This is a genomic window from Nostoc sp. UCD121 (assembly GCF_014222285.1).
Taxonomy (GTDB): Bacteria; Cyanobacteriota; Cyanobacteriia; order Cyanobacteriales; family Nostocaceae; genus Nostoc.
In genome coordinates this window covers 1-10605 of the sequence record NZ_JACKZS010000241.1, presented here as the reverse complement: position 1 = coordinate 10605, position 10605 = coordinate 1, and the positions used below count along the sequence as shown (strand labels likewise).

Sequence of the window (10605 nt, the reverse complement as noted above, 5' to 3'; positions counted from 1 at the left end):
GGGGACAAGGGGAGGACAAGGGGGAATTATTGAACAAGTCTCTCTCTTGTCTCCCCCCTCTTCCTTGTCTCTTCTTTATGCCCAATGCCCAATGCCCCATGCCCCATACCCTTATTTATTTCATCTTTTAAGAGGTGATTGCGTTTGTTTGGGTGCTACAGGGGCTTGGGATTCTGGTGGGTTGGAAATACCAGGATTTATAGGACTGATGCCTTGCCCGGTTGGAGGCTGACTTACACCAGGTAAGGGTACGGAATTAGGTGCTAAGGGAAATTTAGGGGTAATATTCCCTTCTGGATTAATGCCTGGAACTGGTGCTATACCAGGATTGACTGGGAAAGAGGGAATATTAGGTTGGTTGAGTGAGTTTGTGGGTGGTTGAGATGGGCCAGGAATAATTCCTAAAGAAACGCGATCGCCTCCTACTTGCCGTAGCAAATCCAATGTCTCAATCACATCATTATAAGTTGCTGTCCGCGAAGCATTTAGCACCACAATAGCACTGGGGTTTCCTTGAAGATACTGTTTTAGCCTCGCTCCCAAATCGTCGCGTTTTACAGGCTGTTTTTCTATGTAAGTATTACCAACGGCATCGATAGTTACAATCAGACTTCCGCTCTGTGATGTTATTGCAGATACTGTACTAGGGCTGGCTTTGGGCAAATCAACATTTATTGCCTGTTGCCGTGTAAATTGTAAAGCCGCTAACAAAAAAAACGTCAGGATACAAAAAACGACATCAATTAAAGGGATGATTTGAATTTGGACTTCTTCAATTGGGGTATGTAGATTAACTTTCATTTTCTCAATTTAATCGCCTGCTTGGGGGTTTAATTCTTGACTAATTAGGTAAATTCGGGGGTTCAGGAGGTTCAGGCAACCTAGTCTTTCCTGGCTTGCGGGGTGGAGTGAAATTTTCCCGGACAATTGGTGATGTAATATTACTAAAATCAGGGGGGGACTGGCGGTAGAGTAATTCCATCTCATTCCCTGCTTTCCGAAAAACTTTGACTTGGTTGACTACAAAACTTTGAAATAGGCGATAAAATACCAAGCTAATAATGGCAACTATTAACCCAGTTGCCGTACTAATTAAAGATTCACCAATACCAGTAGTCACCCCGGCGGTAGATTCAGTTCCCAAATCGCCAATCCGAATTGAGCGCAGAGACTGGATTAGACCCAGAACTGTACCCAATAATCCCAGCAGGGGCGCGAGGGCAATCACAGCCTCTAAAAGCTTTTCGCCCCGCCGCATTCCAGCCAATTCATCTTCTGCTGTAGCCTCAAGTGCTAGTCGAAAGGTTTCCACATCAGTTTTTGCAAAACGTAAGGGGGCATAGAGAAAACGCCCGACAGGTTGATGGCTTGCTTGTTTGGCAATTTCAGCAGCTTCTTGCCAATTATCCTGAGCTGCATCCAGAATGCGATCAACTATTTGCTTTTCCTGAGTCAAAATTCGCAACCAGAACCACAGACGCTCAAAAATCACACTCAAAGATAGAATCGAGAGGACAAGTAAAGGCCACATCGCTGGCCCGCCCTTATAAAATAAATCTAAAATATCCACTGTTTAAGTTTCCTCCCTCCATGACTAGAGCAAATGTGCTAAGGCATTTTAATTCTAGAGATTAATGCAAAATGAGGGACTTCCAAAATATAAATTTCTCGAAAAGCTAAAAAGATAGTGTAAGCATGGGGTGTTGCACTTAGACTGGTGGACAAACTTGCTGCTGGGTTGCCATAATCCCGAATTAATACAATCACTGTCTAATTTGTCAAACCCTTGCGGTATTAAACTCTTATGGATAATTACAAAATAGGTTTTTGATGACAGATTACGAGTAGCGTCTTCCCGACTAACTAGGGCGGTTATTCGCACCGGGAATTTTTAGGATTATTTGTCAAAATTAAAGATAATCGGAGGTTCAAAATATGAAATTTTCAATCCAATCACTTTACACCTGGTATCGCGATGTGCTGCGTAACCCCAAGTACCGTTGGTGGGTTATTTTAGGAACGTTGGTCTATTTGGTCAGCCCATTTGATGTTCTCCCAGATTTTATACCTGTTGTGGGACAGATTGATGATGTTTTTCTTTTAACTCTGCTAGTTTCTGAGGTGTCTGGGCTAGTAATTGAGGGCTGGAAGGCTCGTAAGGGTGATGTGGGTACTGAAGTGCCTAATACTACTGAGGGTTCTACCTCAAGTGCAAGCACTATTGATGTTGATGCTGTTTCTGTTAAGTAGTTTAATAAAACCCCTGCTTTTGGAATTTGAGGTGGGGGATATTTTTTTTTAACGCAAAGGGGCGCGGAGGGAAACGCAGAGGTTCGCGAAGGATTAAGAGGGAGTCAGAGGGGGAGTTAGAGGTTGTTGGCTACGCGTTTGATGCCTTCTTTGAGGTGGAGGACGTTAAAGTTGAGGAGAAGACCTAGTTTGCAGTTTGCTAGTTTGAGATAGGTTAGAAGTTGAACTGAGTGAATCGGGTGGAAAGATTCTACAGATTTAATCTCTACAATTACTTTGTTTTCGACTATCAAATCTAATCGATAAACGCATTCCAATTGCACATCTTGGTAAACTAAAGGCAATGGAATTTGCTTGCCAACATTCAACCCGGCTTTGTTCAACTCATAATTCAAACACTCCTCATAAGCCGACTCTAACAAACCAGGCCCCAAAGCAGTATGCACCCTCATCGCACAACCAATAATCACCCCACTCAACTCATTCTCTCTCATCCTCTGCGTTTCCCTTTGCGCCCCTCTGCGTTTAAAAATCCTTCACAAATTCCGTCAAGAACCTAAATGCCTTCAAAATATAACTAGCGCAATCTCTAGGAGAAGTATTGTAAAACGATCGCCACGCACTCGCCTTATCCTCATCATAGCGATCGCTGCGTTGACTATGATTTTCTAGCCATGCCAATCGCACCGCGTGTCCAATCAACACATCTAACACAATATATTCTTCGATTTGCAGCTTGGGATTATTAGCTGCGATCGCTCCTAATTCGATTAATGCTTCAATATTAACTTGGCGGTATTCTGGAGCTTCGATTTTATTCAGCAAATGCTCAACCAAGAGAGCAAAATTTCTTTCCCCTGCTGTCATCTCGGACAACATTATCTCACTATCTAAACGATTGCGGCGCTCTAGTTTATCCCCAATTACTAGACCCTTGCAATGTTGCATTAATAGCCAAACCTGCTTGAAAAAGTCGTTTGGTACGCGTCCCGTCGCACCCTCGGCTTGACGAAACCGCCGCCAACCACCTGGTGGGACTTCTATTTCTTCAGCGATTCCTGGTAAAACCACCCAAGCAATATCACTTTCTTTTTGCTTGACGTGTAGTGATTCTTGCTGACGCAACAGGTTACTCATGCCAGTATATCCAGTCAGTACCTGACGCAAGCGCATTTTGACTTCAAAGGGTGAAAGTTGCATTAAGTAATCGTAAGCTTCATCTTGAGTAACGTGTAATTCCCGCGCTAGTTCGCTGGTGATCAATAAGATGAGATAGCCGACTCTCAGCGTGAGTAGTCCCTGGAATAGTTCGGATTCTGAGCGAATTAAGATACCAAGATAGATTAAAATCTCTTGAGTTAGGACGCGATCGCGGATATCCTCACGACAAAAATGATTAATTTTATCGGCAATTTCATCATGTGACATGGGTACGCTAATCAAGGACGCTTCACTGTAAGCTTTACCCACAGCAATTTGCTTACCTCGCACCAAAATACTTGTCACTGCATCTGAGAGGCTGATATCAACCATTTGCCTTAACCCCGCAGCCCGACGTACCACTGCCCAAATACCTAAATCTCCAGCTTTGGTATACACTTCATCGAGTAAATCGGCTACGGTTACAGGATATCCTGGGCCGCCATACCCCGTATCAAAGTTCATGCCTTGCAAGCGAGTTAAAGTTTGCAGTAACTCAATTTGTTCGTAGATATTCTCTGAAGCACGCAAAGAAGAAAGTAATAATCCGAAATTGGTTTCATACTCCATCTGAAATTCTTGAGTATGCCCTAAGCGCCAGTTTTTCTCAGGATGATAAGCCAAATAATAGCAACGTGGGCCAGCATTTCTCACTGGCGATCGCGAGAATTCTGCATTAGGAAGAAAATCAATTCTTTGGATTCCAGCCGTCAGCATTAGCTGATTTAGCCGCCCTAATTTCACCCGCACACCGTTACAAACACCATCTTTTAGTTCTTGCATCAGTTCTAGTAATGCTTCCGAACCACTTTCTAACATGGTGTGCGTCAACATTAAAGTCAAAGTAGGACGACCTAAATCGCTCCAATATTTTTGGATGTAAGCTAGTTCGCTTCTAATTTGATCTAGTAGAAAATGGTAATCAAGGGTTAAGTAAAACTGTTGAGAATCTGAAAATGAAGGCAAAAATACAATTGTTTCACCGCTAATCCGAAAGATTCTAGATGTTGTTAAACTCCGCAGCCGTCGCACTGGCCGCCCAGTTAAACCAAGTTTATCGTTACGACCAATTTGGGTATAAATAGCTGAGAATTCTCCAGCTTTTCTCACCTGAATCGGTTCTACTTGGGTAGGCGTTTGTGTTTCAATACCGTGAACTTCTAGTTTTTTCTGTAAATCTTCATCTTCTGCTAATAAAGCAATTTGTACCAACGATTCGCGCTGTTTTCCCACACACAAATGTCTTCCCAAAGGGTCGATATCACCAACTGCTAGTAACCCTTCACTCAACATTTGGCTAAGAAAATATAAACTCTGCGCCCACACCAAAGGGATATTTTCATTGGGTAAACGTGGTTGCGTTTGGGGTGCTAACTTTTCTGCTTCTATGTTTTTAGATGGGACATAATATAGTTCTGGCAGTAAACGCAAACCATCTTGTTCTATAAGTAATGATTCTAAAAGTTCTTGGTATTTTTTAACTTGTTCTTGCTCACCGCAAAATAATCCATCCAAAACTAAATAAGTGAAAAATAACGGCCATTCGCATTCAATATGCTCAAATTGCTTGAGTTCCCACGGTTCGTAGTGCAAGCGCTGATTATCTTCTAAAACCGTCTGGTGTCCATCACGCAAAAAGCGTTTGCAGCCATATTTACCTGCGAGTTTATTGATAATATCGTTTAAAGTGCGATCGCGTAGCTCCAAATCTTCCACTGCAAAGGCAGGATAACTAATAATACTTAACAGCGCCGCATCAATTTCTTTGGAACCCGATTCCCTCGGTAATAAGGATTCTAGGGTAATCCGGGCGCGGGCGATTTCATCTGGTAGCACATGAATTACCGATGCTTGACTACCACGCACACCAAACAAATCCAGTCCGTTGATAGCTTCTAAAGCAGCTTTTGCCATACCTACGGAACTGGCATTTAACTCAGCATTACCACGATTAATTTTATTACCGCGTTCCCAAATGCCGTAATCCGGTGTGCGGTAAGCTCGTCCAATGTAGTAAACTAAATTTTGGACGAAATTTACTTCATCAATGGTGTAAATTATTGGCAATCCCGCAGCCGTCATTTGCGCCAATATCAGCAAAAATATAGATGTGGCATCAAGTTGCAAATGTCCCCATTCGTCATCACCAACAACAATGTCACCAGTCGCGGTATTGTATTTAGCGTGCAGTCCATCTAGTAGCGACTGAGTATGTTTAAATGTCTCTACTTTATGAGCCTGTCGCATCATTGCAAACAATAATCCGCGCATCAATTTAATGACACTGTGTTCTAGTTCATAGGTGCGTCCTTTGTCTTCGTCAATCTTGCGGTATGCAAGTCCTAAACCCCAAACTGCCAAAATGCTGTAAACGTTGTCTCGTACCCAGGCATCTGTATAATCACCGTGAGCTGTAATCGCTGTGCTTGCAGGTAATAAGCCAGTAATCGGATTCTGGCGAGTCAGGATAATCGTTTTGATTTGCTGGTAGTAATAGTCTAGGCGAGTTAGCAATTTGGTAGATGTTTTCATGGTTTAGTTTAGAACTACTTGCAGAATTCGGCTCCTTAAAGGAGTGGGTTTCCTGCACTTGGGCTATGGGGAATGGGGTATTGAGATAGGATTCCGTACCGTAGGGTATATAGGAACATTAATCGTCTCTGGAAATATCGATCTCTGCGTGGGTGGAAAAATTCCTCCAAGTTAAGTCGAGCCGTAGAAAGAGGAATTCTCAAGAGTGATCTTGAGAATCTACCACTGATTCAGTGGTGGGATGATGTCAAAAAATCAAAAGTGTCTAACTCCGAAGGATGAGCTTATGCTAGTCTAAACTAAATCATTACTCCGAGGTTATGCTTATGCTGGTATAAAGTAAATCATTTTTTTACAAAAAAATATTAAATAAATATAATTTTAATGTAGATATGTTTTAAGATTAGTGTGTTTATGTAAAATATTCACCCTCTAATTGCACTAAAGAAAGGGAGGCCATCCTCAAGGCAATAAGGTTTGATAAAAAATAGGACTTATGCACTGTACAAATGAATTATTTCGTGCATTAACATTAAATACGTCTGTTCAGCCTTTTACAAACTATATTTTGTTAGTTTCGTACCCTAGCAAAAACCGCAAGCATCGTAAAAATCTAGCTAGAAGCCTAGATTTAGACTAGATATTAATTTGAAAAAACTAACAATTGGGATTGTTATAGATTAGTGCTGTTTTGAAGAAATTAGGTACTTACCGTTTTATAGACAGGAATATTAATCTTAAAATAGGAGTAACACAATGAAAACAGTTGGGATGTATCGTCGAGCTTATCCGAGAGTATCAGAAACTTTTATTGGAGAGCAAGCCCATAATTTACAAAGATACAAACCTTTATTTCTTACTTGTAAAATATTAGAAGAGATTCCTTTTGAAGGTATTGCTATTAGTAATAATGATTTATGGAATATTAAGCAATTATTTCATGTAATTACTGCTTCACCAAATGTGTTTGGAAAAGAGAGTGAATTAAGAAGTCTAAAATTAATTCATGGACATTTTGGCCCAGATGGTATTTATGCAATGCGATTGGCAGAAAAATTAAATATTCCTTTCCTCGTTACATTTTACGGTTTTGATATCACAGTTTCACGTCGAGCTATGTGGCTGTCAGGTAATCCAGCATTCTATCAATTTCTTTTGCATGAAGAAGAACTAAAACAAAAAGCATCTAAATTTATTGCTTTTTCTAGTTTCTTGTATAAAAAGATGATTGAATATGGTTATCCAGAAGATAAAATCATTAAACTAAATAGTGGTGTAGATTTAGACAAGTTTGCCTTAGTAAGCGAACCAAAAGATGAAAGATATATTTTGTGTGTAGGCAGACATACTGAAAAGAAAGGAATTGATACTCTATTAAAAGCCTTTGCCCGGATTGCCAGTAAGCATCCAAATGTGTCACTTATCCAAATTGGAAGTGGCATCATGACTGAAAAATTCAAGGTTCTAGCAGATGAGCTTGGTATTAGTAATAGAGTAAATTTTATGGGCGCAAAACCTTATGAAGTCATTCAAAAAATGATGCGAGGTGCAGAAGTATTTTCTCTACCCAGTCAAACAGCAAAAAACGGTGATAGTGAAGGTTTACCGCTTTCAATATTGGAAGCTGCCGCTTCTAGTTTACCAATAGTTTCTACCTGGCATAGCGCTATTCCTGATGCTGTTTTAGATGGAGAAACTGGCTTTTTAGTTGATGAAAAAGATGATCAAGCTCTTGCGGAGAAATTAGATATTCTATTGTCTGACCGTGCTTTAGCTAAAAAGATGGGTATAAAAGGACGAGAATTTATTTGCGAAAATTTTGATATTCGGAAGCAAACTGTCAAGTTAGAAGCTATTTATGATTTAGTAATCAGTAAACGAGAGTCAAGTAAGAGTATCTCAATTTAGATTACTAAACATTAAGCATTTGTTAATGAGCAGAAATTTTTTGATGCCTATTTACAGAAGGTCAAACTCGCACTCGTAGAATTCGTTATCCAACTGCCAAAAAAAGCACTAAAAAGCCAAAAAAACAAATGCCACAATCTGCTTAAACCTTTGATTTTTTAATTTTGGGGTGCAAAGCTTGTGACTCAGCGATCCTGAGTCACTTTGTCATTTATTTAATCTAAACTCCAGTTATTAGCGATCGCCAGTTATCACAAATTATATCAGTAGCAAAACTTACTATGATTACAGAATAATTCCCTAAAAATCAGGCTAGTAATCTAAAAAGATAAATATAAAGCTACTAAAATTACAAAAAATCCTCAGTATCTACCTGAGAGTGCGATTCCGGGTTAGGATGATGACTAGCAATGCCTTAATTTAGATATCGATATTGAATTGTTGAAATTTTATGGGCAATAGTCCACCAGATGGCAGTATCAACCTCCTCTGAGCTGGCGAGGAAGTCTCCCAGCGCGGGGGAGACTTAGGAGATATATCTCATGCTCACACAAGATATTCGTGATTTGCTGACTGATACTACCGATTTAAATCAGTTGAAATGGGATTTGAATCGCTTGCAACCTGTGGATGTGGGAGATTACATTACACAATTGCCTGAACAACAACGCGCGATCGCATTCCGTTTACTCAACAAAGGTCAGGCAATCGATGTATTTGAATATCTGCCTACAGAGGTGCAGGAAGAACTAATTAATTCTCTCCATGATGTCCAAGTAGTGCAACTTGTAGAAGCAATGAGTCCCGACGAACGGGCAGAATTGTTTGATGAATTACCTGCTGGGGTAATTAAACGGCTATTGCAAGAACTGAGTCCAGAACAAAGGCAAGCAACAGCAACGATTCTCGGTTATCCAGAAGGCACTGCTGGACGGGTGATGACAACCGAATATGTTCGGTTGCGGCAAGGATTAACTGTAGGTGAAGCCCTAAGTAAAATCCGCCGTCAGGATGAAGACAAAGAGTCGATTTACTACGCCTACGTCACCGATGACAACCGGACGCTGGTGAGAGTAGTTTCACTGCGCCAGTTGCTGTTTACCTTTCCCGATGTTTTCATCAAAGATATTTCTAGCGATCGCGTCATCAAAGTTAGAACTGAAACTCCTCAAGAAGAAGTGGCGCGAATCATGCAGCGCTACGACTTAATCGCTATCCCCGTAGTTGATCGGGAAGACCGATTGGTTGGCATCGTCACCATTGATGATGTCATGGATATTTTGGAAGAGGAAGCCACAGAAGATATTCAAAAACTGGCGGGTGTGAGTGGTGATGAAGCGGCTTTATCCTCTCCCCTACTCACCATCTGCAACCGCTTGCCTTGGCTGTTGGGCATCATGGCTATGTATATCGGTGCAGCCAGTGCGATCGCGCCTTTTCAATCTGTAATTGCCGCAGTGCCAGTTTTAGCAGTCATCATGCCGATTTTTTCTAACACTGGTGGCACTGTTGGTATTCAATCATTAACGGTGACAATTCGCGGCTTAGGAGTAGGCGAGGTAACACCCAAAGATACCTTGAAAATTCTCCGTAAGGAACTTCTAGCTGGTTTAGGTACAGCCCTCGCTTTAGCCACAACGATGATCCTGCTTTCCTTAATTTGGGCGCGGCCCCAAGAACGATGGGTGGCTTTAATTGCTGGCATGGTAATGGCAACTAATACAATTGTGGCTGTTACGCTCGGCACTTTACTACCAATGGCCTTGACACGTCTGAAGCTTGATCCTGCTTTGGTTAGTGGCCCGTTAGTGACTACAATGCTAGATACAATTGGATTTTTAACGTTCCTCAGCCTAATTTCTCTAGCTTTAAACGTTTTCCATTTACCAACTTGAAAGGATTGGGAATGGGGCATTGGGCATTGGGCATTGATTATTTCTCCCTTATCTCCCCCAGTCCTCCAGTTCCCAATCACCAGTCCCCAGTCCCCAGTCCTCAAATATGCCTACTACCACCTGGAATCGTCATCACATTCTTTCCCTAGCCGACTTCACCACCACTGAATACGATACAGTTTTGCAAACTGCGGCTTCTTTTCAAGAGGTGCTATCGCGGCGGACGAAAAAAGTGCCAACTTTGCAGGGACAGGTGGTGGCGAATTTATTTTTTGAATCTTCTACCCGGACTCGCAGCAGTTTTGAACTCGCGGCGAAACGTTTAAGTGCAGATACGCTCAACTTTGCCGCCGCTACATCTTCGATGACTAAGGGAGAAACAATTCTCGACACGGCGAAGACTTATTTGGCTATGGGAACTGATATTATGGTAGTCCGCCATCGAGAGGCAGGAGTACCAAATGCGATCGCGGCTGAAATGGATCGTTTAGGTGTACGAGTTAGTGTTCTTAATGCTGGTGATGGTCAACATGAGCATCCTTCCCAAGCACTGCTAGATTTATTTACCATAACTACTCTAATTGACCCAGCTAGTCCCCGACTGGAACTTTTAAAGGGGAAAAAGATTGCCATTGTTGGAGATATTCTTCATTCTCGCGTGGCGCGATCGAATATTTGGAGTTTAATCGCCAGTGGTGCCGAAGTGCATCTAGCAGCCCCACCCACCCTCTTACCCAAATTATTTGCCGAGTACATCTTAGAAGAAGCAGAAGTCAAAAATCAGGAGTTTATTATCTCCTCATCCCCCACTCCCCACTCC

At 41.7% G+C, this 10605-nt stretch carries 7 protein-coding genes and 1 pseudogene; 4 read left to right on the top strand and 4 right to left on the bottom strand.

The genetic code is table 11. The features are described from left to right. Positions 1-120: 120 nt before the first annotated feature. Both GNF10_RS31425 and GNF10_RS31420 read right to left on the bottom strand, forming a co-directional pair. The gene (locus GNF10_RS31425; RefSeq protein WP_185581842.1) at positions 121-801 is read right to left on the bottom strand and encodes a biopolymer transporter ExbD; all 681 of its coding nucleotides are present in this window, start codon (positions 799-801) and stop codon (positions 121-123) included. Between the two features lie 40 nt (positions 802-841). Continuing rightward, on the bottom strand, positions 842-1570 hold the full coding sequence (locus GNF10_RS31420) for a MotA/TolQ/ExbB proton channel family protein (protein WP_185581841.1): 729 nt from the start codon (positions 1568-1570) through the stop codon (positions 842-844). A gap of 365 nt (positions 1571-1935) precedes the next feature. Between GNF10_RS31420 and GNF10_RS31415 the strand changes: the two genes are divergently transcribed. After that, positions 1936-2250 carry a YkvA family protein gene (locus GNF10_RS31415; RefSeq protein WP_185581840.1) on the top strand — a complete coding sequence of 105 codons (315 nt, stop codon included), beginning with the start codon at positions 1936-1938 and terminating at the stop codon, positions 2248-2250. Positions 2251-2366: 116 nt separating this feature from the next. Here GNF10_RS31415 and GNF10_RS31410 read toward each other — a convergent pair whose 3' ends face one another. Beyond that, positions 2367-2744 (bottom strand): GxxExxY protein, encoded by a 378-nt coding sequence (locus GNF10_RS31410; RefSeq protein ID WP_185581839.1) that lies wholly within the window; start codon positions 2742-2744, stop codon positions 2367-2369. 31 nt (positions 2745-2775) lie between these two features. Further along, positions 2776-5982, bottom strand: a complete 3207-nt coding sequence (locus tag GNF10_RS31405) for a glycoside hydrolase family 15 protein (RefSeq protein ID WP_185581838.1) — start codon at positions 5980-5982, stop codon at positions 2776-2778. Positions 5983-6738: 756 nt separating this feature from the next. On the opposite strand from GNF10_RS31405, the gene GNF10_RS31400 reads away from it, so the two are divergent. From GNF10_RS31400 to GNF10_RS31390, 3 genes and pseudogenes are all read left to right on the top strand, one after another. Next, complete coding sequence (locus tag GNF10_RS31400) at positions 6739-7890, top strand: glycosyltransferase (protein ID WP_185593031.1); 1152 nt, start codon at positions 6739-6741, stop codon at positions 7888-7890. Positions 7891-8432: 542 nt separating this feature from the next. Beyond that, positions 8433-9785 carry a magnesium transporter gene (gene mgtE, locus GNF10_RS31395; protein ID WP_185581697.1) on the top strand — a complete coding sequence of 451 codons (1353 nt, stop codon included), beginning with the start codon at positions 8433-8435 and terminating at the stop codon, positions 9783-9785. A gap of 106 nt (positions 9786-9891) precedes the next feature. Continuing rightward, a pseudogene (locus tag GNF10_RS31390) lies at positions 9892-10605 on the top strand (aspartate carbamoyltransferase); the annotation flags it as partial.

Excerpts from the sequence above, each read along its gene's own strand:
- GNF10_RS31425 (WP_185581842.1), bottom strand. The coding sequence starts at position 801 with ATGAAAGTTAATCTACATACCCCAATTGAAGAAGTCCAAATTCAAATC.
- GNF10_RS31410 (WP_185581839.1), bottom strand. The coding sequence starts at position 2,744 with ATGAGAGAGAATGAGTTGAGTGGGGTGATTATTGGTTGTGCGATGAGG.
- GNF10_RS31405 (WP_185581838.1), bottom strand. The coding sequence starts at position 5,982 with ATGAAAACATCTACCAAATTGCTAACTCGCCTAGACTATTACTACCAG.
- mgtE (WP_185581697.1), top strand. The coding sequence starts at position 8,433 with ATGCTCACACAAGATATTCGTGATTTGCTGACTGATACTACCGATTTA.
- GNF10_RS31400 (WP_185593031.1), top strand. The coding sequence starts at position 6,739 with ATGAAAACAGTTGGGATGTATCGTCGAGCTTATCCGAGAGTATCAGAA.
- GNF10_RS31415 (WP_185581840.1), top strand. The coding sequence starts at position 1,936 with ATGAAATTTTCAATCCAATCACTTTACACCTGGTATCGCGATGTGCTG.